The 24,175-nt window shown below is 68.9% G+C and carries 22 protein-coding genes and 1 tRNA gene; 8 read left to right on the top strand and 15 right to left on the bottom strand.

Annotated features, from left to right (window positions below; genetic code table 11):
* Nucleotides 1-8: 8 nt before the first annotated feature.
* The 6 genes from F4Y45_17035 to F4Y45_17010 all read right to left on the bottom strand — a co-directional run bounded on the left by F4Y45_17035 (nucleotide 9) and on the right by F4Y45_17010 (nucleotide 6,371).
* Complete coding sequence (locus F4Y45_17035; GenBank protein ID MXY26209.1) at nucleotides 9-1,085, bottom strand: VWA domain-containing protein; 1,077 nt, start codon at nucleotides 1,083-1,085, stop codon at nucleotides 9-11.
* A 61-nt stretch (nucleotides 1,086-1,146) separates the two neighbouring features.
* Nucleotides 1,147-1,845: a hypothetical protein gene (locus F4Y45_17030; GenBank protein MXY26208.1), complete on the bottom strand. Its 699-nt coding sequence runs from the start codon at nucleotides 1,843-1,845 to the stop codon at nucleotides 1,147-1,149.
* Between the two features lie 61 nt (nucleotides 1,846-1,906).
* Entirely contained in the window at nucleotides 1,907-2,998 is a 1,092-nt protein-coding gene (locus tag F4Y45_17025; GenBank protein MXY26207.1) for a VWA domain-containing protein, read from the bottom strand.
* A gap of 9 nt (nucleotides 2,999-3,007) precedes the next feature.
* On the bottom strand, nucleotides 3,008-4,276 hold the full coding sequence (locus tag F4Y45_17020) for a hypothetical protein (GenBank protein ID MXY26206.1): 1,269 nt from the start codon (nucleotides 4,274-4,276) through the stop codon (nucleotides 3,008-3,010).
* Complete coding sequence (locus tag F4Y45_17015; GenBank protein ID MXY26205.1) at nucleotides 4,273-5,334, bottom strand: DUF58 domain-containing protein; 1,062 nt, start codon at nucleotides 5,332-5,334, stop codon at nucleotides 4,273-4,275. Before F4Y45_17015 ends, F4Y45_17020 begins: the two co-directional genes overlap by 4 nt.
* The gene (locus F4Y45_17010; GenBank protein ID MXY26204.1) at nucleotides 5,331-6,371 is read right to left on the bottom strand and encodes a MoxR family ATPase; all 1,041 of its coding nucleotides are present in this window, start codon (nucleotides 6,369-6,371) and stop codon (nucleotides 5,331-5,333) included. The genes F4Y45_17015 and F4Y45_17010 overlap by 4 nt, the downstream gene beginning before the upstream one ends.
* Nucleotides 6,372-6,518: 147 nt before the next feature.
* Between F4Y45_17010 and F4Y45_17005 the strand changes: the two genes are divergently transcribed.
* From F4Y45_17005 to F4Y45_16990, 4 genes are all read left to right on the top strand, one after another.
* A tRNA-Glu gene (locus F4Y45_17005) sits at nucleotides 6,519-6,594 on the top strand.
* 54 nt (nucleotides 6,595-6,648) lie between these two features.
* Nucleotides 6,649-7,053, top strand: a complete 405-nt coding sequence (locus F4Y45_17000; GenBank protein MXY26203.1) for a DUF385 domain-containing protein — start codon at nucleotides 6,649-6,651, stop codon at nucleotides 7,051-7,053.
* Nucleotides 7,054-7,115: 62 nt separating this feature from the next.
* Nucleotides 7,116-7,532, top strand: a complete 417-nt coding sequence (locus F4Y45_16995) for a DUF983 domain-containing protein (protein ID MXY26202.1) — start codon at nucleotides 7,116-7,118, stop codon at nucleotides 7,530-7,532.
* Between the two features lie 32 nt (nucleotides 7,533-7,564).
* Nucleotides 7,565-8,446 (top strand): VOC family protein, encoded by an 882-nt coding sequence (locus F4Y45_16990; GenBank protein MXY26201.1) that lies wholly within the window; start codon nucleotides 7,565-7,567, stop codon nucleotides 8,444-8,446.
* A gap of 81 nt (nucleotides 8,447-8,527) precedes the next feature.
* Here the strand turns inward: F4Y45_16990 and F4Y45_16985 are convergent, their stop codons facing one another.
* The 5 genes from F4Y45_16985 to F4Y45_16965 all read right to left on the bottom strand — a co-directional run bounded on the left by F4Y45_16985 (nucleotide 8,528) and on the right by F4Y45_16965 (nucleotide 12,282).
* On the bottom strand, nucleotides 8,528-8,746 hold the full coding sequence (locus tag F4Y45_16985) for a hypothetical protein (GenBank protein ID MXY26200.1): 219 nt from the start codon (nucleotides 8,744-8,746) through the stop codon (nucleotides 8,528-8,530).
* A 17-nt stretch (nucleotides 8,747-8,763) separates the two neighbouring features.
* The gene (locus tag F4Y45_16980) at nucleotides 8,764-10,266 is read right to left on the bottom strand and encodes a hypothetical protein (GenBank protein ID MXY26199.1); all 1,503 of its coding nucleotides are present in this window, start codon (nucleotides 10,264-10,266) and stop codon (nucleotides 8,764-8,766) included.
* Nucleotides 10,267-10,403: 137 nt separating this feature from the next.
* Nucleotides 10,404-10,802, bottom strand: coding sequence for a type II toxin-antitoxin system VapC family toxin (locus F4Y45_16975; GenBank protein MXY26198.1), 399 nt, complete (start codon nucleotides 10,800-10,802; stop codon nucleotides 10,404-10,406).
* 4 nt (nucleotides 10,803-10,806) lie between these two features.
* A complete protein-coding gene (locus F4Y45_16970; GenBank protein ID MXY26197.1) occupies nucleotides 10,807-11,046 on the bottom strand; it encodes an AbrB/MazE/SpoVT family DNA-binding domain-containing protein in 240 nt (79 codons plus the stop codon).
* A gap of 84 nt (nucleotides 11,047-11,130) precedes the next feature.
* Nucleotides 11,131-12,282, bottom strand: coding sequence for an aminotransferase class I/II-fold pyridoxal phosphate-dependent enzyme (locus F4Y45_16965; GenBank protein ID MXY26196.1), 1,152 nt, complete (start codon nucleotides 12,280-12,282; stop codon nucleotides 11,131-11,133).
* Between the two features lie 8 nt (nucleotides 12,283-12,290).
* On the opposite strand from F4Y45_16965, the gene F4Y45_16960 reads away from it, so the two are divergent.
* A complete protein-coding gene (locus F4Y45_16960; GenBank protein MXY26195.1) occupies nucleotides 12,291-14,780 on the top strand; it encodes an FtsX-like permease family protein in 2,490 nt (829 codons plus the stop codon).
* Nucleotides 14,781-14,808: 28 nt separating this feature from the next.
* On the opposite strand, the gene F4Y45_16955 is transcribed toward F4Y45_16960, so the two are convergent.
* From F4Y45_16955 to F4Y45_16940, 4 genes are all read right to left on the bottom strand, one after another.
* Entirely contained in the window at nucleotides 14,809-15,219 is a 411-nt protein-coding gene (locus tag F4Y45_16955; protein ID MXY26194.1) for a cupin domain-containing protein, read from the bottom strand.
* 70 nt (nucleotides 15,220-15,289) lie between these two features.
* Nucleotides 15,290-16,483, bottom strand: coding sequence for an ABC transporter permease (locus tag F4Y45_16950; GenBank protein ID MXY26193.1), 1,194 nt, complete (start codon nucleotides 16,481-16,483; stop codon nucleotides 15,290-15,292).
* Nucleotides 16,480-17,211, bottom strand: coding sequence for an ATP-binding cassette domain-containing protein (locus tag F4Y45_16945; protein MXY26192.1), 732 nt, complete (start codon nucleotides 17,209-17,211; stop codon nucleotides 16,480-16,482). Before F4Y45_16945 ends, F4Y45_16950 begins: the two co-directional genes overlap by 4 nt.
* Nucleotides 17,208-18,704: an alpha/beta fold hydrolase gene (locus F4Y45_16940; protein MXY26191.1), complete on the bottom strand. Its 1,497-nt coding sequence runs from the start codon at nucleotides 18,702-18,704 to the stop codon at nucleotides 17,208-17,210. The genes F4Y45_16945 and F4Y45_16940 overlap by 4 nt, the downstream gene beginning before the upstream one ends.
* 123 nt (nucleotides 18,705-18,827) lie before the next feature.
* On the opposite strand from F4Y45_16940, the gene F4Y45_16935 reads away from it, so the two are divergent.
* From F4Y45_16935 to F4Y45_16925, 3 genes are all read left to right on the top strand, one after another.
* Nucleotides 18,828-19,874 carry a squalene/phytoene synthase family protein gene (locus F4Y45_16935; GenBank protein MXY26190.1) on the top strand — a complete coding sequence of 349 codons (1,047 nt, stop codon included), beginning with the start codon at nucleotides 18,828-18,830 and terminating at the stop codon, nucleotides 19,872-19,874.
* Complete coding sequence (locus F4Y45_16930; protein MXY26189.1) at nucleotides 19,874-20,935, top strand: phytoene synthase; 1,062 nt, start codon at nucleotides 19,874-19,876, stop codon at nucleotides 20,933-20,935. Before F4Y45_16935 ends, F4Y45_16930 begins: the two co-directional genes overlap by 1 nt.
* Nucleotides 20,936-21,159: 224 nt before the next feature.
* Complete coding sequence (locus tag F4Y45_16925) at nucleotides 21,160-24,057, top strand: TonB-dependent receptor (GenBank protein MXY26188.1); 2,898 nt, start codon at nucleotides 21,160-21,162, stop codon at nucleotides 24,055-24,057.
* Nucleotides 24,058-24,175 lie beyond the last annotated feature (118 nt).

Raw genomic sequence — 24,175 nt, 5'->3', positions numbered from 1 at the left:
GCGCTCCGTCAGGGCACGAGCGCCAGCAGCAGAAGACCGGCGGCGGCGAGCTGCCACCAGAGCTGGATTCGGTCCGTGACGAGCAGGGCGCCGGCGCCGAAGAGGAGGGCAGCGGCCAGAAGGAACGGCCAGTAGAGGTCGGTAAACGCCTCGCGCCGCTCCAGCGAGCCGCTCGCCGATCGCTGGACGTCACGGATGATCCGGAGCGCCACGACGTGGTCCGCCTCGGAACCGAGTTCGAAGTAGGCGCCACCCCCGGCCTGCGCGATCGCGCGGAGGGACTGCCGGTCCAGGACCGAGTGGATCGGCGGCTCCGGCTCCTCGTAGCGTCCGGCCGGCAGTTGCGGAATGAACCCGCCCGCGTCGGTCCCCACGCCGATCACGAAGATCCGGATGTTCCGCTCCTGCGCCACCCGGATGGCGCGTTCCACTTCCCCGGTCCACGACTGCCCGTCGGAAAGCACCACCAGGGCGCGCGCACCGAGCCGCGTGCCGTACAGCTCCTCGTCCTTGTCGATCATCTTGACGGCCCAGGCGATGCCGTCCTCGATGTTGGTATCCCAACTGGTGTCGTCGCGCAACCGAAACGGCGGCTCGTCCGAGAGGTGATCGAGGAAGAAGAAGAGTGCGTTGGGATCCGACGTGAGCCGGACCTGGGGCGCCGCACGGTGGGCGAAGAGGGCCAGCGCCACCCGCTCCTGGCGCCATCCCAGGACTTCCGCAAAGGTGCGGAGCCAGGTGACCGACCTTTGCCACCGGTCGGGCGCCACGTCGGTGACCCGCATCGACGTGGAGCCGTCCAGCAGGACGACGAAGTCGACGCCCGCGCTCTCGGTCACGGCGACGAGCGCCTGGGGCCGGGCGAGCGCCGCGATGACGCAGGCCGAGGCGCCGACGAGGGCCAGCCAGAACCAGAGGCCGCGCCCCGCCGCATGGCGTTCCACCACCGGCAGGGCGCGCCCCTCGCGCATCCGCCGGATGTCGCGGCGGCGCCGCAGGAAGAGGCGCACCCAGAGCAGGGCCAGCACGGCCGGGGCAATCAGCAGCCAGAGGAACGCGGGCTGACCGAACTCCAGTTCCTGCATCGCTCGCGGCTCGCTCCCGGGCTTCGGCCCCCTGGCCTCCCCACTCCGCTCCCAGTTGCGCCTACCCGCGCCGGCGGATCCGCTGGCCCGCGCCGAGGGTCGGCGATTCGTCTATCTCCGGGTCGACGTCCTGCTGCACCGGGACGTAGATCTGGATCTCCTCCATCTCCGTATCTTCCGGCGCCTCCCCTTCCCGGCCATGCGGGTTGTTCGGCGTCATCGGGATCTCCGCTCCCGACGCGAGGTCGGCGCGCAGCCGGAGCAGGTACTCGTAGTTGTAGGCGGCGTCCCGGTGGTCCGGGCTCTGCTGCAGCACGCCCAGGTAGACGTCGATGGCTCCGTCGAGGGCGCCGAGCGTCGCGTCGCGGTCGGCCGAGTCCGGCTCGATCGTGTCGAGGACGGCGCGCGTCGCGGCGTTCGCCACGATGAACTGGAGCGCCAGGTTGGCGCCCGCCGCGCCCGAGTTCCCGCCGGCGTAGTCTTCCAGAAGGCCCGAATAGTCCCCCTGCCAGTAGCGGACGGCAGCGCGGCGCGTCTCCAGGTCCGCCCGGGCCGCGCCGAACAGGCCAGCCAGCGGTCCGGCGGCGTTCAGATCATCGAGCAGGTCGGCGTAGGCGGAGGCCGGCGCCTGGAGGTCGAGGGTCGCCATTCGCTGCTGGGCCCGCGCCACGCCCCGCTCCACGCGGCTCGCGCCGTACGCGACGGCGGCCAGCGCCGCCAGCAGCAGCGCCGTCAGCACGTAGGACATGCCGGTTCTCATCGCGCTTCCTCCGTTCGTACCGCTTCCTTCACTCCGTGCGGCCCCGGGTGGCTGCTTCTCGTCACGGGAACTTCCGGAGCGGCCGCATGCCGAGCGTCAGCCCGGCCGCACCGATCCAGCAGAACACGGCGGCCAGCGCGAACGGTGCGAACCGCGGCTCGCTCGCCTCGTAGCGGCGCACGCGGATCTGACCCTCCGCGAGCCGGTCGATCTCCTCGATCGCGGCCAGGATCGCGGACTCGTTCTCCGCCGGAAAGAACCGCCCGCCGGTCCGCTCCACCGCCAGCTTCCACTGCTGATCGGAGACGATGTCGCCCAGCTGCTGGGCGTAGGCGGTCCGGATGAAATAAACGGGAATCTCGTTCTCCGCCGCTTCGCGCACGATATCGTCGAGCGTGACGTCCTCGAACCGCGCATGCGTGTCCTGCCCGTCGCTGAAGATGACCATCAGGTTGCCGGCGGCGCCGAGGTAGTCGAACGTCCGGAACAGTTGCACGCCCCGGTTGATCGCGTTCATGACGAGGGTGCCGTGATCCGGGAAGCGATGGTACTCCTCCGGGGTGCCGATCAGGCTGATGCTCAGCAGGATGTTCCGGTAGTCGTTCGTGAACGGCGTGACGATGTACGCCTCGTTGCCGAACTGCACGAGCGCGACCAGATCGCGGTACGGACCCTCCATTCGGCGCTGGACGAAGTACTCCGCCGCCGCGACGTTCGCGAGGAACGTGTTTCCCGCCTGGAGCCGCTCGGTCGCGAACGCGGTGTTCATGCTGAGCGACGCGTCGATCAGCACGGCGATCCGGTGGCCTGGATGCGTCTCCTCCGACCGGGCGAGCGTGGCCTGGGGATCCGCGAACGCGGCCGCGAACGCCGCGAGCCCGGCGAGGGCCAGGACGAACGGCGCGTGACGGAGCGGGCGGAGCAGCGGCCGGGGCGCCACGGTGCCGGACAGCACGGCGGGCAGGACAACGTTGCCGCTGCCCGGGGCGCGCGGCCGGAGCAGGTGACGCGCCAGCGCCGCGGCGGCGAGGAGAATCAACACCCCGGCCGCGAGAGCCGCGGTCTCCGCGCGCAGCCAGGCGAACGTGCCGGCCGCCGCGGACGGCAGCGCCCGGAGGGTGTCGGGAACCAGCGCCAGGAGTTCGGTCGGCATCGTCCCGCTCTATTCGGTGGCGGCGGCCGCAGTCCGCCGGCGCGGCCAGTGGCTCGCCCACGCCTCGCGCCACCGCACGACGGCTCGCACCGGAGGCAACGCGCTGAACGACAGGCGCTGCACGAGCTCGATCACGCGCTCGAGCACGGCATGGAGATCCGAGTTATCGCGCCCGTCGTCGCCAGACTGGCCGCCGGGCCCGTAGCGCACCGCACCGAACAGCGCCATCGCGTCGCGCATCGTTTCCGCCGCTGCCGCGTCGCCAGGGCGATCGCGGCGCATCCGGTCCAGGGCGCGCGTGACCTGCGAGAGCGTGACGGCCGACGAGACGAACGCTCCCCCGCGCCGCATCGGCCACCGGCTGACCGGAAGGCCGGTATCGCCGGGCGTATCCGCCGGCCGCTGCGCCACCGGGTGGCCGATGGCGAGGGCGCCCGCCATCCGGAACGCGGCGAGCGCACGCGCCACGAGCTCGTCGGTCCATCCCTCCGTCTCGCTCGCGGCACGGACCCCCCGCAACTCCGCCAGCACGGCGCGCGCAACCCGCCAGTCGGCGACGCGGACCGTGCCGGCACCGACGGCGCCGCGCCGGAAGCCCCGCACCCGGAGGAGCGCCGCCAGCAGCACCAGCAGCGCCGCCGCCGCCAGCGCGGCCGCCAAGATGGACGCCGCGTTGGCCCGGAAGAGCCGCGCCTCCGCGTCTCCGAACGTGTCCCCCGCCAGCTCGCGTATGCCCGCGGCAGTGGCCGGAACGAGCGACAGCACGCGGATTGGCTCGGCCGGCAGCACGTGTACCAGTTCGCGCCCCTCGACGAACGGCCCTCCGTCGAGCGACCGTTCGATCCGGTAGCGCACCTCGAGCGACGGCAGGTCAACGTCCAGGCCGAAATACTCCTCACCGATGATCCGGAGGGCGTAGCGGTACTGGAAGAAGCGGCGCGAACCCCGGACGAGGTCGGCATAGCGCTCTCCCTCAAGCACTTCGAACGGCGAGACCGCAAGCGTCTCCGGCGCCAGCCATGCGTCGTCGGGCACGGCGCGCGCATCGTCGGTCTCGACGACGGCGCAGGTGAGCAGCATGTCGAAGCGCTCGCCCACGTGGACCGCGTGCGCGCTGATCCAGCGCCAGCACTGCAACGCGTTCACCTCGACCCTGTCCGCCTCGGGCTGGGCGCGGGCGGGCGCGGCGGGCGCGCCGATCGCCACGACGATCAGCCCGAGCGCGAACACCCAGGGGGCCGCGCGCCGGCCCACTGCACGAATCCGCCTTCCGGTCATCGTTTCCTCAGGCGCCGGTCCGCCAGGAACTCGACCACCTGCTCATGGAACCGCTCCGGGTCGTGGCCGACCCGGAGCACCTCTAGCCCCAGCTCGCCGGCCCGCTGCTCCACTCCGTCCTGCCACGCCGCCACCGCATCACCCATCCGCTCCAGGTCGGCCGCCGAGACCAGGCGAGTCCGGCCCGTCTCGACGTCGGCCACCTCGATCCAGCCGGCCGACAGCGCCGGGAGCGCGAACGCGTCGCGGCTGTCGATCAGGACGACAAACACGTCATGCGTCGCGTTCAGGGCGAGCAGCTCGTCGAGCAGTTCCTCGTAGCCGTCGAACAGGAAGTCCGAGACGACCGGCACGAGCGACGTCCGGCGGATCAGGCCGGCGATGCTGTCGTCGATGCGGTGCGGCTCCGCCGCATGGCCGCTGCCGTGCACGAGGGCCTGGTACGCATCGAGGCAGTGGATCGCGTGATTCCGGCCGACCCGGGGCCGCACCGTGAGATGCCGGGAGGACCGGTCGAAGGTGATCAATCCCACCTGATCCTGGAAGAACGCTCCGGCGAGGGCCAGCGTGCCGACGGTCCGGGCGATGGTCCGGGCAATGGGAGCGCCGGCCGCGCCGCACCGCGTCGAGCTGGACGCGTCGGCGACGATGACGAGCCGGGCCGTGCTCTGCTGCTCGAACTCCCGCGTGACGATGGGCGCGAAGTTGGTGAGGGTCGACTGCGCCCAGTCGATCGACGTCAGCCGGTCGCCCGGCTCCCAGTCGCGCAGGCCGGCGAACTCGAATCCGTCGCCATGGAAGACGCTCGGATGCTGTCCCGACATGTACTCGCGCATCCGCCGGACGATGGCGAGTTCGATGTCCTGCACCTCGGTCCAGTTGACCAGCGCGTCGTCGTCCGCTTCGACGGCGGATGCGCCGGCTCCCGCCCGGGCGGGGGCGCCCCCGGGCGCGGTTCCGCCGGGAGCACCCGGGGCTCCCACCGGCGCGCGCCCGCTCGGGCGGTGGGGATGCGCGCCCACCCGCACGTCGATCGCCGAGGAGACGATCTCCTTCATGGGATCGGCACCTGCTCGATTATGTCCTCGATCACGGCGTCCACGGAGACGCCCTGCCCCGCCGCGTGGGGCGCCAGCCAGATGCGGTGTCCCAGAACGTACTTCGCGAGATCCTGGACGTCTTCCGGATGCACTTCCGCCCGCTCGCCCGCGAGAAGCGCCCAGACCTTGACGAGGCGTCCCCAGCAGATGGTCGCCCGCGGCGATCCACCCAGGTCGACGTAGCGCTCCACCAGCTCGGAGGGCGAGTGCCGCCGCCAGTCGTTCTCCGGATCGTAGGGACGCGACGCGGCGACCAGGCGCTGAATGTATTTCCCGAGCGCGTCATGCAGAAACACCTGGCCGGTGATGGCGGAGCGAAGCTGCACCACCCGATCCTTGGACATCAGGCCGTCGAGCGCCACCTTCTTGAAGTCGAAGTTGACCAGCCGCTGTTCCTCTTCGGGCGGGAGGTAGCCGACCGTCACCATGATCGCGAACCGGTCGGTCGCCGCTTCCGACAAGGGAAAGGTCCCCTGCCCCAGCTCGATCGGGTTCATCGTCGCGATGGCGAAGTTGAACGACGGCAACTGTCGCGTCGTCTTGCCCACCGTCACCGTCCGGTCCTGCAGTCCCTCCAGGAACGCGCTCTGCGACTTGAGCGGGATCCGGTTGATCTCGTCAAGCAGGATCACCTCCGCCGAGGCGAGCGGACCGAACTCCGTGATGAACTGGCCGGTCGCCGGGTTGATCATCTCGAAACCGACAACCTCGGTCGGCTGCAGGTCCGCCCGGCCCTGCAATCGCGCGAACCGCGCGCCGCTGATGGCGGCGAGGATGACGCCGAAGAACGTCTTGCCGACGCCCGGCACGCCGCGCAGCAGCAGGTTGCCGGCATTTACCTGCCGGTCCGCCTCGCGATCGTAAGTGGTGGGAATCTCCGACAGCAGGACGGTGTTGGCGAGCAGCTTCTCCCGCTCGTAGCCCACCAGGGCCTTGGCCCCCTCGGCCACTATCGCGCGATGGAAATCGACCGCCTCGCGCAGATCGGCCTGCATAGCGGAGTGATCCTAGCAGTGACGCCGCCACGAGGCATGAAATGGCCGATGTGACCGCTGGCGAGGACATCCTCACGCAGTTTCCGCAGCACTTGCAGGTACGCAGCGACCTCGGTGTGTATACTTTTCTGATCTGCACTTTGGGACGTCCCCATCGTCCAGAGGCCTAGGATTCAGCCCTTTCAAGGCTGCGACACGGGTTCGAATCCCGTTGGGGACGCCATTTTCCTAGCCGGGGCCGGCAGCGCGGGCCGGAGCCCGCGAAAGGGAGCGTGGCGTGAGAGCCATCAAGACCGGCGGCATCGTGCTTGTCAGCTACGTGCTGATCGTGGCGGCCTTCGAGTCGCTGCTCGGCTACTTTCAGCCCGAGTCGCCCGATACGCTGGTGTTGACCACGGTGGACGCGGACGACGGCGCCGTCGACCGCGTGCTCCAGGGGCTGCACACCGACGGGCAGCTCTACGTGGCGGTCAATCACTGGCCCCGCGCCTGGTATCGTCGCGCCCTGGCGAACCCCAGGGTACAGGTGACGCGCGACGGGGAAACGCGAGACTACATGGCCGTCCCGGTGACCGGTGACGAGCACGAGCGGGTCGAAAGCGACCATCCACACGGCCTCGCGTTCCTGATCCTGACCGGGTTTCCGCCACGTCACTTCGTGCGGTTGGACGAGGCAGACTGACCCTGGCGGCGCCGCCAGACGATCACACAGGAACTCGGTCCGGTCCGTACCCCAGTGTGTTGATGGCAACCTCGCGCGGGACCGCGGCGCACAACCCGCGCGTGCGGACGGTGCTCTGGCGCGGACTGCGCCGCCGGTGCCCGCACTGCGGGCGCGGACCGCTCTTCTCCCGCTGGATCACGTTCCATCCCCGGTGCGCAAGCTGTGGTCTCGTGTTTCTCCGCAACCAGGGCGACACGTGGGTGTTCGTGCTCCTTATGGACCGACTACCCCTCTTTGCCGGCATCGTCGCGATCTACTTCGGCTTCCGGATCACGGGCTGGCTGAGCGGTCTGCTCTTCTTCCTGGCCATCGCCGGTTCGCTCCTGCTGACGATGCCACAACGTCAGGGCCTCGCGCTCGCGTTGAGCTACCTCGGACGGGTCTGGTTCCGGGATCCGTCCGACGAAATCCCACCGCCACAGACCAGCCAGGAATGACCTGGTGACCGGCGGATTGTATTCTTGTGCTCATGCCGACCATTAAGCCGTGCCTGACGTTCGACGATCAGGCCGAAGAGGCGATTCGCTTCTACGTTTCTGCGTTTCGCGATGCGGAACTCATCAACATCACGCACTGCGGGCCAGGCGAGCCGCGCCCCGCCGGCACCGTCCGGACGGTGCGGTTTACGCTCTTCGGACAGGAGATGATGGCGTTGAACGGGGGGCCGTCGTTCACGTTCACGCCGGCTGTCTCACTGTTCGTCCACTGCGAGACGCCGGCCGAGGTCGATTCGGTCTGGGAGCCGCTCGCGGACGGCGGGACGGCCCTGATGCCACTCGACGAGTACCCATGGGCCAGCCGTTTCGGGTGGATTCAGGACCGGTTCGGCGTCTCCTGGCAGGTCGTGGCGGCGGCCGGGCGCCAGCGCATTGTGCCCGGCCTGCTGTTCGTCGGTGAACACTATGGGCAGGCCGAGGAAGCGGTGAACCGCTACGTCTCCCTGTTCCCGGATTCAGGCATCGTCGAGCTTCGCCGCTTCGCCGAAGGGGGCATGGAGCCGGCCGGCTTCATCGAGCAGGCCCGCTTCGCGCTGGACGGTTACGAACTTTCCGTAACCGAGAGCAGCCTGGACCATCGGTTCACGTTCAGCCCGGGCATCTCCCTCTACGTCGACTGCGCCGGCCAGGACGAACTCGACCACCTGTGGGATGGGCTCGGCTCCGGCGGCACGTTCCAACACGGCGGCTGGGTAGTCGACCGGTTCGGCGTGCCGTGGCAAGTGGCGCCCGCGAGCGCGTGGGAGATGATCAACGACCCGGACCCCGCACGGTCCCGGCGAGTGGTCAACGCCATCCTCGGCATGCAGAAACTCGACGTGGCCACCCTCGAACGCGCCTACGCGCGGGAATAGGGCCCTCCACCTCGCCAACGGCGAGCACGCCAACGGCGCCCGGCTCCCGCCAGGACGAAACGGGATTGTCTGTACACCGGCCTACTGGTCCTTCCCCAGATGCCCCAGGAGGCCCCACACGAACACGAGGGCCCCGACAAGGCCGACGACAAGACCGACGGGCAGCATGACCATCGTTACGCCCAACCCGAGGCCAAGGACCATCAGGACGAACCCGACAACCACGGCCGCCAGGTGGCCGAGAATCCGTTCGCCCGTCTCCAGCCACCGACGCCAACGACGGACTGGCTCTGTTGGCATCGTGCCCCACCCGAGTGTCAGAACTCGAGTTGCCAGCGGCTGTAGAGCTCGTAGAGGGTCCCCGGGAGGGGCGCCGCGAGGCCGGCCTTGAAGAACTCTCCCGTCCGCAGCACGGACCCACCGACTTCAAGCGCGAGCGGCGATGCCATCTGCCAGCGCGCCTCCGCGAGCAGCTCCGTGCCGATGTCGAGCGATCCGCTCAATGGATGCGGCTCGTCCGCGCGCAGCCAGCCCGCGGCCAGGAACGCTGACCAGCTCTGGCCCACCGGCTGCTCGTAGCCCGCCTGCAGGGTCAGGAGGCCGAGGCCGTCGTTCTGCAGGCTGATGCCGAGGTCGTTGCCATCCGAAGGCCCGCGTGGCGAAGTCAGTCCGAGGAGGCTCCAGTAGCCCTGCGCACCGCGGTTGTCGCGCGCGCTCTGGGCAATCGTGCGGAACTCGCCCGAACGGGTCGGATCGTCGCCGGCATCGCCGGTCGAGTACAGGACCCGCAGGTGCGCGGTTCCGGAGCCGGCCTCGACGGCGGTTGCGACCTTGGCGGCCCAGCCGGTATGCGACCAGTTGTAGTCGGGCGTCTCGCCCCGGTTCAGGATGAGGAACAGGGACGTCGAACCGCCGCCGTGCTGCAGGTGGCCGCGCCCGCCGACCCACAGCGCGCTGCTGCGCTGGATGAACTCGCCGGGCAGGCGGCCGTGCGTCGAGGCCGGACCGCCGAACGCGCAGAACAGGTTCCCGGCCCGGTCGCGCGCGTAGTAGACGCTTGCGCCCCAGAGCGACGAGCCGACGGAACGGTCCACGTCGGCCGTCAGGAGCCAGATGTCACCGTCGCCGGCCCGCGAGTCGCGTTGCAGGATCAGCGCCCCGAGCGCGTAGTGCCACGATTCGTGCGCGGTCGCCTCGAACGTGATTCCGCCGACGTTGAAGTCCCAGACAGAGTTCGCCAGCGGCGCCTGGGTCGTGTCGTAACGGTCCACCGCCCAGATCGGATCGCCGAAGGTCGGCCGCTCGCCGAAGCGATCCTCCCAGGCCAGCACGCCGGCCCGGACCAGCGAGCTGGCGGACGGCTTGTACCAAAGGAACCCACGCCGCAGCGCGATACCCGTCTGGTCGGTGCCCCCGAGGCGTCCAGGGGTGACGCCAAACGTCTTCGGAAACTCGCGCCCGCTGCCCAGCTCGACGTGGCCGCTCTGCACCTGCGCGTACACGCCGTAGCGGCAGTCCTCGCGGTCGTGGACGTTGACCCAGCCCCGGAACCGCTGGTTCAGGAAGTCGGAAGGCTGCGGGTCGCTGCCGACCGTGCGGTCGTGGAAGCCGAAGTTGGCCTGATTGCCCGTCAGGCGCACCTGTGCGCCGCCCGCGAGACCGATGTCACCCAGGGCGAGCCCCGCCGCGCACTCGTCGCTGTCGGCCTCCGTTGCCTGGCCGCCAGCGGCTCCCGTCGGTCGGGTGCCGGGCGAAGCACCTGCCGTCGCCACGAACGCGACGATCCCCGCGGCCACCAGCAGGGCGGTAGGGAAGCGCACCGGGCTGACTGGAAGACCACGCTGAGACATGCCGATGAGGTCGAATCTGCAGGCGATGCGCGCCCGCGCGGAATGCTACTACACGCACCCTCTTGAAGTCGGAATGCCGAAGCACCGAGTTCGCAAGGCTGCGCGACTCAGGTCACGAGTGCGAAGTACCGGCCTCGGGCCGCCCGGCGGTCGAAGGTGCAGGTGCGCGCGCAGCCGCGGGCGTGGTTGCGGTGGGCAATCAGGTAGTCCGCAAAGTCGGCGGTCCCCGGCGCGAACTCGCGCAGGGCTGCCCAGATGATGTGGTGGTCCTCGACCACGAGCTCGGCGGTTCGCAGCACCTGACGGATCACCTCGATGACGACCGGCTTCTCGTAGCCGTAGGCGCGCGTCAGAACCCACACCAACTCGACCAGTACGGTAACGCTTACGTAGCCCGGAACCTCCACCGTACAGTGCTCCTCGATGAGGCGCGTCGCGGCGGCAGACTGTGAGGGATCGTCCTGCACGATGTAGCGCGCCAGGACGTTGGTGTCGAGTCCGACCATCGACTCAGGATCTGCGCCTGGCTCCCCGAGAGATGGCCGAGTCCATCTGCTCGAGAGTGATCGGTGCGCCGGGCTTGGGCACCATGCCCTTCAGTTGCGTTACCGATGCGGTGACGGGCTCGACTCGCAAGCAGCCATCGTCGTCCAGCAAAAAGTCGATCCTGTCGCCGGGCTGGAGGTGGAGCCTGTCCCTGATCGGTTTGGGCAAGGTCACCTGCCCCTTGCTGGTTATCGTAGCCTGCATTGTGTATTTCTCTTTTCCTTACTTGAAGTAAGGCTACAGCCCTGCGCAACGCGACGTCAATACAGAAAGGAGCCGAGCATCCACTCAGGCGGGCTGCGGCAAGCCGCTAAAGAGATGCTCCAGCCGGCCGAGGCCGATGCGGAGGGGCGCCTCCGCCTCGCCGAACCCGATCCGCAGGTAACCGTCGAGCCCGAAATAGGCGCCGGGGGCGACGAGCACGCCGGCGGTCTCCCGCAACGTCGTCGCCAGCTCCTCCGACCCGACGGCGTGCGGATAGCCGAGGAAGGCGATGGCGCCCGCCTCCGGTGGCACGTGAGCCAGACCCGCCCCCGTTCCGGCAATCCACTCGCGAACGACGGCGTAGTGCTCCGCCACGCGCTGCTGCGCCCGGGCGCGGAGCCGGGCACTCATGTCGGGCGCCAGCGCAAGTCGGGCAAGGCGGTCGCTCAGCGCGGCCGGCGCTATCGTCGTGAAGTCACGCCGGGCCCAGAGTTCCTCGCAGAGGGCTGGTGGAGCGACGACCCAGCCGATCCGCAGTCCCGGTAGCCCATAAACCTTCGAGAGTCCGGACGTGACGACAAGCCGGTCGTAGCGGCCCCAGACGGATGCGGTCAGAACGCCATCGCGCTCGGCTCCGCGGTAGACCTCGTCCGAGAGCACCCACGCGCCGTGCCGCGCCGCCACCGTGCACACTGCGTCGATCTCCTCGCCGGTAAGGCGCGCCCCGGTCGGGTTGTTCGGATTGCAGAGGGCGATCAGCCGCGTGCGCTCGGTGACGAGGTCGCGGAGCTCGTCCAGCGCGGGCGCCCAGCGGGCTGCGCCGCCGCCGGTGAGACGCAACCGCCACGGACGCACGCGCGCCCCGTGCGCATGGGCGAGCAGGTGCGTCTGCAGGTAGTTCGGATGCAACACCACCACTTCGTCGCCCGGCTCGACCAACTTCCAGCACGTGAGGAAGTTCGCCTCGGCACAACCCGTGGTGATCAGGACGCTGTCGACCGACGCGCCGGCGTACTCCGCCGCGACGAGTTCACGCAGTTCCGCCGAGCCGTTCGTCTGCGTGTAGCCGAGCGGTTCCCGGAGCAAGCGTTCGAGCTCGTCCGCTGGCAGCAGGTCTTCGAGCCGCAAGGGCTCGACGCCGCTCTCCGACAGGTTGATGTCGACCTGATGCTCGTAGACGGACTGGAAGCGCTCCAGAGCGAACGGCTCGATGGTCACGGGGGCGGATAGTAACATCGTCCAGCATGGGTCCTGCCGACGCCTGCCGCCAGGACCTCCGCTACGCAATCCGCGGCCTCCGCAGGCAACCCGGCTTCACGCTGACGGCGACGCTGACGCTGGCCCTCGGTCTCGGGTTGACAGTGGGCCTGTTCGCCGTCGTGGACGCGGTCCTTCTTCAGCCGCTGCCATTTGCCGATCAGGACGAGCTGGTCGTCATGTGGGAGAAGGACGACAGCAGCAGCAACCCGCACATCGAGGTGTCGCTTCCCAACTTCGAGGACTGGCGGGCGGAGGCGGGGTCGTTCGCGGATATGGCCGCGATGGGATCGACGACCTGGGGCGACGTGGAGGTTCAGGAGGATCCGCCGCTCCGGCTGACCATCAGCGCGGTCTCCGCCTCGTTCTTCGACACGCTGGGGGCGCAGGCGCTCCACGGCCGGACGTTCGTGGCGGCGGAGGACGAGCCGGAGGCGCCCCGCACGATGGTGCTGAGCCACGCCGCGTGGCAGCAGTACTTCGATAGGGACCCTGCCATCGTGGGGTCCACGGTCCCCGTCGGAGCGGGGCGCGAACCGTTCACGGTGGTCGGCGTCATGCCGCCCGCCTTCCGATTCCCGCCCGGGGCGGAAGTATGGACGCCGGTTGGGCGCGAGCTGGCCGGCATCTTCCGCGAAAACACCATGGACGCGGGCGCGCGGCGCGGCCTCGGCGTCCTCTACGTCATCGGCCGCCTCGCTCCCGGCCGGACCCTGGAGCAGGCGCGAGCCGAAATGGACGTCATCGTACCGGGGCTGTGGGAATCGCACTTCTCGCGGTGGGAAACGCGACGGGCGGTCATCACGCCCCTGGCGGACTACGTCTTCGGCAACGGCGAAGCGGCCCTGCTCGTGCTCCAGATCGGTGCGCTGCTCCTGCTGCTGATTGCCGGCGTCAACGTGGCCGGATTGATCATCGTGCGGTCGCAGTCGCGCCGGCGGGACGTGGCCGTGCAGTGCGCGCTCGGCATTGGCCAGGGACGCCTGTTTCGAGGCCACCTGATCGAGACGCTGCTCGTGACGGGAGGCGCGGCGGCAGGCGGGCTTGCACTGGCCTGGGTCACCCTGCCGGTGCTCGCGGCGCTCGGGCCGGCGGACCTGCCCAGGCTGGAGAACGCCGCCGTCGACGGAAGAGCGGTGGCGGTCGCCGCGGCGCTGGCGCTTGGCCTCGGTCTTGCGATGACCGCCGTAACGTCCCCGGGGGCCAGCCGGCTGCCGCTCGCCGCCTGGCTGCGCGACGGCGCGCGCGGCGCGACGGGTGGCCGGACGGGGAGCGCCGCACGCAACGCGCTGGTCGTCTCCCAGGTTGCGATGGCGCTGGTGCTGACGGTGGGCGCGGGGCTCCTCGCGTCGAGCTATCTCAACCTCGCGCGGATCGACCTCGGCTACCGGCCCGCCGATGTACTGACGGTCAGCCTCACGCCGCGCGACGGCGCCTACGAGGCGGACGCGCAGCGGCGGAGCGCCTATCGTGAACTACTCAACCGCGTCCGGGAACTGCGCGGCGTGGAAGCGGCGGGCGGCGCCCTGCTGCTCCCCTTCCAGCATGGCGTCGTCGGCGTGGACGGCGGCGTCATCCTGGAGGGGGAACCGCTGGATGGACCCGACCGCCCGGAGCGGCCGCCCATCGCCATGCAGTCCGTCTCGCCCGGCTACTTCACGGCGATGGGAATCGATCTGGTGGCCGGCCGAACGTTCACCGACCGCGACACGTTGGAGGCGCCGCCCGCCGTCGTCGTGAGCGAATCGCTGGCGCGCTACCTGTGGCCAACCAGCGAGCCGCTCGGCCGCCGCCTGATCGCCATCGGCGCCCAAGCCGAGGCGGACGACTCTCCGGCGTGGCAGACCGTCGTTGGCGTCGTCGGGGACGCCCGTTACCGCGAACTCGAACGCGGACGATTCGATCTCTATGTGCCGTTTACCCAGGTGCCGATGAACCTGAACCACCTCGTGATTCAAACGGAAGGCGATCCCGCGCAACTCGCCCCGGCGATCCGGTCCGAGGTTCATCTGGCCGATCCCAACTTCGTGATCGGGTCCATTGCACCGATGCGCAGTCTGATCGACAACGTCCTCCGACCCTGGCAGTTCAACATGACGATGGCCACTTTGCTGGCGGCTCTGGCCACGGGACTCGCGGCCATCGGCCTCTTTGGCGCCGTTGCCTTCGGCGTCGCCCGGAGGACCCGGGAGATCGCCGTGCGCCGGGCGGTCGGGGCGCGGCCCGCCGACGTGCTGCGCCTCGTTTGGGGACAGTCGGTCAGCCTCGCGCTGCTCGGGGCCGCCATCGGCGTCGGTGTCGCGTTCGCCTCCAGCGGGCTGCTCCGCCCCCTCCTCTTTGGCGTGACGCCGCTGGCGCCGGCGATCATTGCGGGCCTCACCGCCCTGCTGCTGGTCATATGTGCGGCGGCGAGCCTGCTGGCCGCGCGACGGGCGACGAGGATCGAGCCGCTCGCCGCCCTCCGGGATTCCGGCTAGGCGCCTGGAAGGGCGGGCGCGGACCCGATCACCGGCCCGCGCCGCTCTCGTATACGTCGTCGGTGACCGGCTCCATCCACTCGATGGCCAGGTGCTCGCCGTCCGCGTTCGGGAACGTGATCGAAACGTGCGTCAGCGCCTCATCCGGCGTCGCGCCGTGCCAGTGGCGCACGCCGCGCGGCAGACGGGCGGTCTCGTGCAAACCGATGTTCCGGACCGGCTGCCCCTCGACCTGGTAACGGAGCGCGCCCTCCTTTACGAACAGCAACTGTTCGCTGTGGGTGTGCCAGTGCGTTCGGGCGCCGGCCTCGAAACCCCGGGACGACACGCGGACATCCCCCGCCTCGATCCGGAAGGACGTGCCGGTGAAGGGATTCTCCTGGCCGGACGACGCCTCCTGGCCGAACCAAACCACCGCGACCACCACGACGGTCCCCATCAGGAGTCCGATCCGCAACCGTTCCCGCCATGATCTCCAGCTCATCGCTGACCTCCTCTGGTGAAAGCCCCTACGTGCGTCCAAAGATGATCTTCTCCTGACTCAGCATCCGGGACGTAAGGGCAAGAAACACGAACGCGAGCACGGTGGTGGCGGCGGCCGATCCGACGAGACCCGGGATCGAGACCCCCTCGCCGCCCATGACGTCGACCAGCAGGAGCTGCTGGGAAAGGGCCGGCACCGCCATCATCCAGGCCGCCGGCTGCAGCGGATATATCTGCGTGACCATGCCGGGGATCATCGGCAGGAAGATCAGTACGCTGACGTAAGTCTGCGCCTCCTTGAAGCTGCGCGAGAAGGTCGCCACGAACATCTGGAGGCCGGAAGCCAGGAGCGCCACCGGCGCGACGGCGACGACCATCAGGAGGAGTTGCGGGTACCCCAGGTTGAGTTGCATCTCAAGCTGCTCCAGAGGCACGAAGCGCATCATGAACAGGAAAGCGATCAGCGTCAGCACCGAGGCGACGAGGCCGAACACGCAGGTCGTGAGCCATTTCCCGGCCGTCAACGCGGTGCGGGACACGGGGTTGACCAGTAGCGGCTCCAGAGAGTGGCGCTCCCGCTCTCCGGCCGTGGTGTCTATGGCCACGTTGAGCCCGCCGATGAACGCACCCAGAATGAGCAGCATCGGGATCATGGCGAAGAGCCGGGCGGCGGACTGCGCCGGCGTTGCGAGATCCAGCTCGTCGACTTGCACCGCCTGCATCACTCCCGGGCTGACGCCGCGGGCGACCAAGCGGAGTACCGCTACCTGGTTGCTGTACTGGCGGAGCAGGTTGCGCGTCCGGCCGATGCTGGAACCCGACGCGGTTCGGGAGCTGTCGCGCACGAGGCGGACGGCCGCGGGCTGCACCGAGCGGAAGTGCTCTCCATAGTCCTCGTCGATGATCAGCACCAGATCGACGTCACCGTTGCGCACCGCCGCCTCCGGATCGCTCGGCGGATCGACGACGATCACGCCGCGCTCCTCCAGCCACGCGACCAGATTCGGGGCGCGCTCCTGGCCGGCGATCGGCAGTTCCAACGGCCGCTCGCTGCCCTCCAGGCGCGCCAGGGCGCCGAACATGAGGGTCATCATCAGCGGCATCAGGATCGGATAGAGGAGCGCCGACATCAGCGACCGCCGGTCGCGCATGGCGTCCGTGAACTCCTTCCGCCAGACCGCGCGGACCTGGCCAGCGAAACCCAGCCGGCGTTCGCTCATTGCAGTCCCTCGTCGGTGCCGATGATCCGCACGAATGCCTCCTCGAGATCATCCTGCCCGGCTTGCTGGCACAACTCGGCCGGCGAGCCGTGGGCAATGGCCCTGCCGCGGGCCACGATGACGATCTCGTCACAGAGCGCCGAGACTTCCTGCATGATGTGACTGGAGAAGAGGACACACTTTCCCGCGTCCTTCAGCCGCCGGATCAACTCGCGCATCGCGCGCGTGCTCATCACGTCGAGGCCGTTGGTCGGCTCGTCAAGCAGCAGGTTTGGCGGGTCGTGCACGAGGGCCCGCCCCACCGCGACCTTCATCCGTTCGCCGGTCGAGAAACCCTGCACGCGGCGGTCGATGATCTCGCCCATGTCCAGGAGTTCCACGAGACGGTCGATCGACCTCTCGACCGTCGCGGCATCGAGGGCGTGCAACTCTCCCACGTAGCGGAGATGTTCGCGGGCGGTGAGGCGGACGTAGAGCCCGTGCGCGTCGGGCAGGACGCCGATAAGCCGCTGTACGGCAAGCGGGTCGGCAACCGCATCCGTCCCGTCGACGGCGACGCTGCCCGCGTCGGGGCGAAGCAGGCCGTAGAGGGTGCGCAAGGTCGTGGTCTTACCGGCGCCGTTCGGGCCGAGGAGGCCGGTAATGCGGCCGTCGCGCGCGATGAAGCTGACTCCGTCCACCGCCACCACGTCGCCGAAACGGCGCTCCAGACCTCGAACTTCGATCATGGATCGGTACCCGCGGCGGAAAGCATGAATGGCGGTCTTCGGATCCGCTCGAGACAGCTCACGTCCAGACCAGCGTGCGTGCCCGCCTCGATGAAGTCAGCGACGACGTCATCGGCGCAGCCGCGGGCGATGACACCGTGGCCGGCGCCCGGCGCGACGACGTGGCGAGCGTTGCTCAGGCCCGCGAGCACTTCATCACCCCAACGCGGCGGCGTCACCGGGTCGAGGTCGCCTGACAGCAGCAGCGTCGGGGCATCGGAGCGAACCGGCTCGAAATAGTCGGCCGGCAACTCCCCGGCCGGCCAGACGGTGCACGCGCTGGCGAACGTCTCGATCTGAAGGCGTCCGAGAATTCCGTTCGCCGCGAGGGCCTCCACGTCATCATCGGCGAGTTGCGACAGGTCCTCGGCGCAGATGACCGAGAGGAACATGCCCGGGTTGATTTGCCCGCTGGCGTCGGCCAGTGGGATGACCTGCGCGAGGAACGGCCCGAAGTCTGCTTCCGCCGCCCGCGTGATGGTCCAGGGCAACAGGCTCGCGATGAGCGGGCTGTAGAGGACGCCGCGCAGTCCGCTGGCGAAGCGGGGAGCGCTGAGCGCCATTTCGAACGGTTCGCCGGTACGCGGATGCGTCGTCGTGAGCAGGCGCGGATTCGCCTCCAGATCCTCGATGACACGTGCAAACGTCTCCGGCAGGTCGGGAAACGCCTCGCGGCAGCCGGCGTCGGCCTCGCAGTCGGCAAACAGGCGATCCAGCGCCCGGTGTCCGTCGTCGTTCATGTTCGACGGCAGTCGCATCGAGACCGGGGCCAACCCGTCGAGCACGGCCGATCGGACCCGCTCCGGATGCCGGCGCATGTAGATCAGGCCGGCGCGAGTGCCGTAGGACCCGCCGTACAGGTTGATCGTCTCGTAGCCGAGCGCCGCGCGGACGTCATCCAGGTCGTCCATCGCGATCGGGGTCGTGTACTGACGCGGGTCGGCGACGGCCGCGATCTCCGCGAGGCAGTCGCGCAGGTCATCGAGCCCCAGCGTGTCGACCTGCAGCGACTCGCTGATCTCCGGCTCGTCCAGCTCGGTCTCGAAGAACGCGCAGGTCATTCCCCCGGATCCGCCGGTGCCTCGCTGGTCGACGAAGACGATGTCGCGGCCCCGTCGCACGTTCGCAAATCGGGAGAGCACCACTTGCGCGAGGTCGGTGGCGGCCTGGCCCGGACCTCCGGCCAGGAAGAAGAGCGGATCCGGCTCGGGACTGTCGGAAACGGCCGGGATCACCACGATATTCAGGTCGATGGTCCGCCCGGCGCCCGCGGCGCGATCTTCGAAAACCGTGAGCGAACCGCAACGGGCCGGCACGGAGACTCCCTCCGGACGGCAGTCCTGAAGATCGAGCGCCGGCTGGGCCTTCACCTCCGACACCGGGGCCGTCATGACGAGCGTGAGGACCAGTGCGCCTGGGAGCCCGCGCCGCGCACCGAGGTTGAAAGTCCGCATCACCACGATACCCGCGCCGGCACGACACGGGTGCTACCATCGTAACCGCTGGCTACGCGTCGCGGGCGCTGGCGGCGGGGGTTTCACCACTGGCGGCTGGGCCGCGTGCTACATTCTGCGGAGATGGCCGCCGGCTCTTCCAACGGGTCCACGAGCGGCGACATCGCGTACCAGACGAAGATCCTTCAGGGTGTTGCCCGCACCTTCGCGCTCACCATCGCGCAGTTGCCGCACCCGCTCGCCGACGCGGTGGGAAACACCTACCTGCTGTGCCGCATCGCGGACACCATAGAGGACGAGCCGACCCTCTCCTGGGCGCAGAAGGATGCCTTCTCGAAGCGCTTCGCCGACCTCGTCGCGGGCCGGGAAGACCCGGCGCCGTTCGCGCGCGAGCTGGGCGCGATGCTGTCGCCGGCGACAACCGGGCCCGAGCAGGACCTGATCGCCAATACTCCCCGCGTGCTCCGCATCACGGGACGCCTGAACCCGGCGCAGCGCAGTGCGATCGAGCGGTGCGTGCGGATCATGGCGCGCGGAATGGTGGAGTTCCAGCGCACGGCGAGCACCGACGGGCTGCGGGACATCGACCACCTGAACCGGTATTGCTACCACGTAGCCGGCGTGGTCGGCGAGACCCTGACCGCGCTGTTCTGCGACTACTCCGACGAGATGGACGAACGCCGCGACGAGCTGTTCGCGCTGGCCGTCTCGTTCGGCCAGGGCCTGCAGATGATCAATATCCTCAAGGACATGTGGGACGACCGGCGGCGCGGCGTGAGCTGGCTGCCACGAGACGTCTTTCGCGCGAACGGCGTCGAAGTGGGCTCCATCTCCTCCGGCCGGGCCGATCCCGGTTTCGTCAATGGCGTGGGGAAGCTGGTGGCGATCACCCGGCGTCACCTCGCGGACGCACTGCGGTACGTACTGATCATCCCGCGCCACGAGACCGGCATCCGTCGTTCCTGCCTCTGGCCGTTGGGGATCGCGGTGCTGACGTTGCGGCGCATCCACCGGAAGCCGGCGTTCACGAGCGGGCATGAGGTCAAGGTCTCACGTCGCAGCGTATGGGCGATCGCGTTCGCAACGGGCATCGCGGCGCGGTCCAACACGGCCCTCAGGCTGCTCTTCAGGCTGCTTGGCTACGGCCTTCCGAAAACCGCGCCAGCCTGATGACGAGCGCGCCGGTGGAATCGAGAGAGAGCGACCTCACCTACCAGGCGGCGATCCTGCAGCGTGTCTCGCGCACGTTCGCCCTCACCATTCCCCGGCTTCCGAACGGCCTGCGCGACGTGGTGGCCAACGTCTATCTCCTTTGCCGGATAGCGGACGCCATCGAGGACGAGCCGGCACTCACACTGGAACAGAAGCGCTCGTTCTCGGAACGCTTCGTCGATCTGGTGCACGGCCGCGGCGACGCGGCGGACTTTGCGGGCGAACTCGGCGCACTGCTCTCACGGGAAACCCCCGACGCTGAACACGACCTCATCGCCAACGCGCCGCGCGTGATCCGCATAACGCGGGCATGCCGTGATCCTCAACGCCAGGCGATCGAACGGTGCATCCGGATCATGTCCAACGGGATGGTCGAATTCCAGGAGTACGGAACCGCCGCCGGCCTGAGGGACGTGCCGCACCTGGAACGGTACTGCTACTGCGTCGCGGGCGTGGTCGGTGAAACCGCGACCGCGCTGTACTGCGACTACTGCGTCGAGCTGCAGGAGAGGCGCGAAGAGCTGCTCGCGCTCGCGGTCTCTTTCGGCCAGGGGCTGCAAATCACCAACATTCTCAAGGACGTGTGGGACGACCAACGGCGCGGCGCGTGCTGGCTGCCGCGAGACCTGTTCGCCCCCCCGGGACGCGAGTGGGAAGGACCGTCGGCCGATCAGGCGGACGCCCGTTTCGTCGACGGGCTCGTCAAGCTGCTGACGATCGCGCGCAGCCGCCTTGCGGACGGACTACAGTTCATCCTGCTTATCCCCGCCCGCGAAACCGGCATCCGCCGACACCTTCTGTGGACCCTCGGGCTGGCCGTGCTGACCTGGCGGCGCCTGTGCACGACCCCTTCCTTCAGGAAAGGCGAGAACATCAGCCTGTCGCGCGTGCGGGTGGGCGCGGGGATGCTCCTGATCAGCGCCGTCGCCGGTTCGGATCGGGCATTGAAGCTGCTCTTCCGGGCGGCTACCCGGGGACTTCCACCCGGTGCGTTGGCGGATTCGCAGGATGAAGCGTAAGGGGGCACCAGACGACCGCGAACCCTACCAAAATGCCATGATACCCCATCAATGCGGTCACAACGGGGCCTCCTCTGGTACAATGGGGTGATGTTACCCGCGCCGGTTGTCCAACTGCGCGCCACCCGAAAGCTGGCCAGGTGACGAGGCGTCACGCCGGTGAGATCGTGGATCGAGGGTCCCGGTATGATCCTTACCGGCCCGTCCGTGAGAGGAGGAACGTTATGTACCACTCCCTGAGGAGAGCTCTTGCCGTAGCTCTCGCCGCTGCCTTGTTTGCGCCCGGCGTAGCCAGCGCGCAGGACGAGGCGTCCATTACCGGGACCGTCACTGACGCAACCGGGCTGATCCTGCCCGGCGTCACCGTGGAGGCGCGTGACGACGCCGGCAACACGCAGGTCACGTTCACCGACGGAACCGGCCAGTACTCGTTCACCGGGCTCGCGCCGGGCACCTACGAGGTGACCTTCGTCCTGCCCGGTTTCAACGCTCCCGCCCAGACGGTGCAGGTGAGCGACGGGGCCACCGCCACCGCGAGTGCGGAGATGGAAGTCGGACTCGAGGAGCGGGTCGTCGTCGTCGGCACCCGTGCGCAGCCGCGCTCGGTGACCGAGTCGCCGGTACCCGTCGACGTCATCCAGACGGGTGATTTCGTCAGTCAGGGCACAACCGACCTCGCAAACCAGTTGCGGACCGTCGTGCCGTCGTTCAACATCAACATCCAGCCGATCAGCGACGCGGCCACCATCGTCCGTCCGGCCAACCTGCGCAACCTTGCTCCGGACCACACGCTCATCCTGGTCAACGGCAAGCGCCGGCACCGCGCCGCGGTCATTACGTGGCTCGGAAACGGCATCGCGGACGGCTCGCAGGGACCCGACATCTCCGTCATTCCCGCCATCGCCATTCGGCAGGCGGAGGTGCTGCGCGACGGCGCGGCGGCGCAGTACGGCTCCGACGCCATCGCCGGCGTCATGAACTTCCAGCTCAAGGACGCGCGTCAGGGAGGCAGCCTGGAATACCGCACCGGCGCCTACCGTGACGCCAATCCGGGCGACACGTCGACCTGCGGGTCGGGCGTAATCGGCGACATCCAGCATTCGTGCAACGGCATCGGCGGACATGGCCGGGCCTATAGCGTCGCCGGCAACGCGGGTCTGCCGCTCGGCCCGAACGGGTTCCTGAACCTCAGCTTCGAGTACGGCAACGCGAATCCGACGAACCGCAGCATCCAGCGCAACGGCGCTGCCGGGATCATCTCGGCCGGCAACGACAACGTCCGGAATCCCGCCCAGGTGTGGGGCTCGCCGCTGATCGAGGACGACCTGAAGCTGTTCGGCAACTTCGGCAGCCTCTTCGAGAACGGCCTGCAGTTCTACGGCCACACCAACTATGCCAGCCGCAAGGTAACCGGCGGCTTCTACTTCCGGAATCCCCACACCCGCAGCGGCGTGTTCCGCGGGGACGCGCTGGCGGACGGAACCCCGACCCTGCGTGTCGGCAACGTCGAGCTGGCGGAGTACAACCGGATGCACGGCACCAACGACGGGTACATGGGACCGGGTTGCCCCGCGATTCCCATCGTCGGCAACGTGCCCGACGCCGGCGCCCTGGCCGCGGTGGAAGCCGACCCGAACTGCTGGACGCTCTACAGCCGGTTCCCCGGCGGCTTCACGCCACAGTTCGGCGGCAACATGATCGACTATTCGCTGGTCACCGGACTTCGGGGCTTCACGAGCACCGGCCTGAACTGGGACGCGAGCGTGAACATCGGCAGCACCGAAGTCGATCAGTTCATCTTCGATACCGTCAACGCGTCCCTCGGCTACGACACGCCCACCTCGTTCCACCCCGGCATCTACGGGCAGGACGACGTCAACCTGAACTTCGACATCTCCATGCCGGTCACCGACATCGTCAACTTCGCGGCGGGCGCGGAGTGGCGTAACGAGCAGTTCACCATCGGCGCGGGCGGCGAACCCTCGTGGAGAATCGGCCCGTACGCGGCGCAGGGATTCAGCTCCGGGTCGAACGGCTTCAACGGTTACCGGGCCGACACGACGGCCGGGCAGTGGAGCCGGAGCAACATCGCCGTCTACGGCGACCTGGAGTTCAACGATCCGGCCGGCCGGTGGACGTTCGGCACGGCGGTCCGCCTGGAGGACTTCGAGGACTTCGGCACGACGACGAACGGCAAGGTCTCCACCCGCTACGCATTGAACGAGGCCTTCTCCCTCCGCGCGGCGGTCAGCACCGGGTTCCGGGCGCCGACCCCGGGGCAGCAGAACGCCTTCAACGTCACGACCGCGTTCATCGGCGGCGAGCTGACCAACCAGGGCGTCGTACCGGCCACCTCCGCCGTCGCGGTGGCGCGCGGCGGCGGGCAACTCCAGCCGGAGAAGTCGCGCAACTACAGCGCGGGCGCCGTGGTCGAGCAGGGACCGTTCACGTTCACGGCCGATTTCTTCCGCATCGACATCGACGACCGGGTGGCGCTTACGCAGGAGATCAGCCTGTCCGAAGACGAGATCGTGACCCTGCTCGCGGAGGGCATCCCCGAGGCGCGCAACTTCCCGGTGTTCCGGTTCTTCGTGAACGACTTTTCGACCACCACCCAGGGGGTCGACGTGATCTCGACGCTGGGGCTTGGGAGCACGACGGTCAGTGCCGTCTTCAACTACACCGACACCGAACTGAAGAACATCCGGAGCTCGGTCATCGACGAGTTCCGTATCGCGACGCTGGAGCAGGGGCTGCCCAACACCCGGTGGAACTTTAGCGTCAATCATGCCGCCGACCGCTGGCGGCTGACGACGCGGGTCAGCTACTACGGCTCGTACTGGGACAGCGAAGATGGCAGGAACGCGGCCGACCTGGGCGAGGTTTCGCTCCCGTGGCTGTACGCTCCTTATTCCGGCAAGGCTCTCCTGGACGTCGAACTCGGCATTCCGTTCGGCGCCGGAGCAGAGCTGGCGATTGGGGCCGAGAACCTGCTGAACGCGTATCCCGACGTCAATCCGTGGGGCGCCCACACCGTGGGCAACCAGTACGGCCAGTTCTCGCCGTTCGGCTTCAACGGCGCCTACTACTACACCCGGGTCAGCTACGGCTGGGGCGGGTAGTCGGGGAGGAACCGGCAACTGCTGTGGCCACCGCAAGTCCCCGCGGTGGCCACAGCGCGACACCGGGTCCGCCGGTGCGCCGGCGTCTATGTTGAGGTCTGCCGGTTCGCCGGCGTCC

The sequence above is a fragment of the Acidobacteriota bacterium genome, assembly GCA_009838525.1.
Lineage (GTDB): Bacteria > Acidobacteriota > Vicinamibacteria > Vicinamibacterales > UBA8438 > VXRJ01.
The sequence above is the reverse complement of the archived record's forward strand: the minus strand, read 5'-3'. Positions and strand labels throughout refer to the sequence as shown.

Bases quoted from the DNA above. Each gene is read 5' to 3' on its own strand.
- F4Y45_17035 (MXY26209.1), bottom strand. From the start codon at position 1,085: ATGCAGGAACTGGAGTTCGGTCAGCCCGCGTTCCTCTGGCTGCTGATT.
- F4Y45_17030 (MXY26208.1), bottom strand. From the start codon at position 1,845: ATGAGAACCGGCATGTCCTACGTGCTGACGGCGCTGCTGCTGGCGGCG.
- F4Y45_17025 (MXY26207.1), bottom strand. From the start codon at position 2,998: ATGCCGACCGAACTCCTGGCGCTGGTTCCCGACACCCTCCGGGCGCTG.
- F4Y45_17020 (MXY26206.1), bottom strand. From the start codon at position 4,276: ATGACCGGAAGGCGGATTCGTGCAGTGGGCCGGCGCGCGGCCCCCTGG.
- F4Y45_17015 (MXY26205.1), bottom strand. From the start codon at position 5,334: ATGAAGGAGATCGTCTCCTCGGCGATCGACGTGCGGGTGGGCGCGCAT.
- F4Y45_17010 (MXY26204.1), bottom strand. From the start codon at position 6,371: ATGCAGGCCGATCTGCGCGAGGCGGTCGATTTCCATCGCGCGATAGTG.
- F4Y45_16995 (MXY26202.1), top strand. From the start codon at position 7,116: ATGGCAACCTCGCGCGGGACCGCGGCGCACAACCCGCGCGTGCGGACG.
- F4Y45_16990 (MXY26201.1), top strand. From the start codon at position 7,565: ATGCCGACCATTAAGCCGTGCCTGACGTTCGACGATCAGGCCGAAGAG.
- F4Y45_16985 (MXY26200.1), bottom strand. From the start codon at position 8,746: ATGCCAACAGAGCCAGTCCGTCGTTGGCGTCGGTGGCTGGAGACGGGC.
- F4Y45_16975 (MXY26198.1), bottom strand. From the start codon at position 10,802: ATGGTCGGACTCGACACCAACGTCCTGGCGCGCTACATCGTGCAGGAC.
- F4Y45_16970 (MXY26197.1), bottom strand. From the start codon at position 11,046: ATGCAGGCTACGATAACCAGCAAGGGGCAGGTGACCTTGCCCAAACCG.
- F4Y45_16965 (MXY26196.1), bottom strand. From the start codon at position 12,282: ATGTTACTATCCGCCCCCGTGACCATCGAGCCGTTCGCTCTGGAGCGC.
- F4Y45_16960 (MXY26195.1), top strand. From the start codon at position 12,291: ATGGGTCCTGCCGACGCCTGCCGCCAGGACCTCCGCTACGCAATCCGC.
- F4Y45_16955 (MXY26194.1), bottom strand. From the start codon at position 15,219: ATGGGGACCGTCGTGGTGGTCGCGGTGGTTTGGTTCGGCCAGGAGGCG.
- F4Y45_16950 (MXY26193.1), bottom strand. From the start codon at position 16,483: ATGAGCGAACGCCGGCTGGGTTTCGCTGGCCAGGTCCGCGCGGTCTGG.
- F4Y45_16945 (MXY26192.1), bottom strand. From the start codon at position 17,211: ATGATCGAAGTTCGAGGTCTGGAGCGCCGTTTCGGCGACGTGGTGGCG.
- F4Y45_16940 (MXY26191.1), bottom strand. From the start codon at position 18,704: ATGCGGACTTTCAACCTCGGTGCGCGGCGCGGGCTCCCAGGCGCACTG.
- F4Y45_16935 (MXY26190.1), top strand. From the start codon at position 18,828: ATGGCCGCCGGCTCTTCCAACGGGTCCACGAGCGGCGACATCGCGTAC.
- F4Y45_16930 (MXY26189.1), top strand. From the start codon at position 19,874: ATGACGAGCGCGCCGGTGGAATCGAGAGAGAGCGACCTCACCTACCAG.
- F4Y45_16925 (MXY26188.1), top strand. From the start codon at position 21,160: ATGTACCACTCCCTGAGGAGAGCTCTTGCCGTAGCTCTCGCCGCTGCC.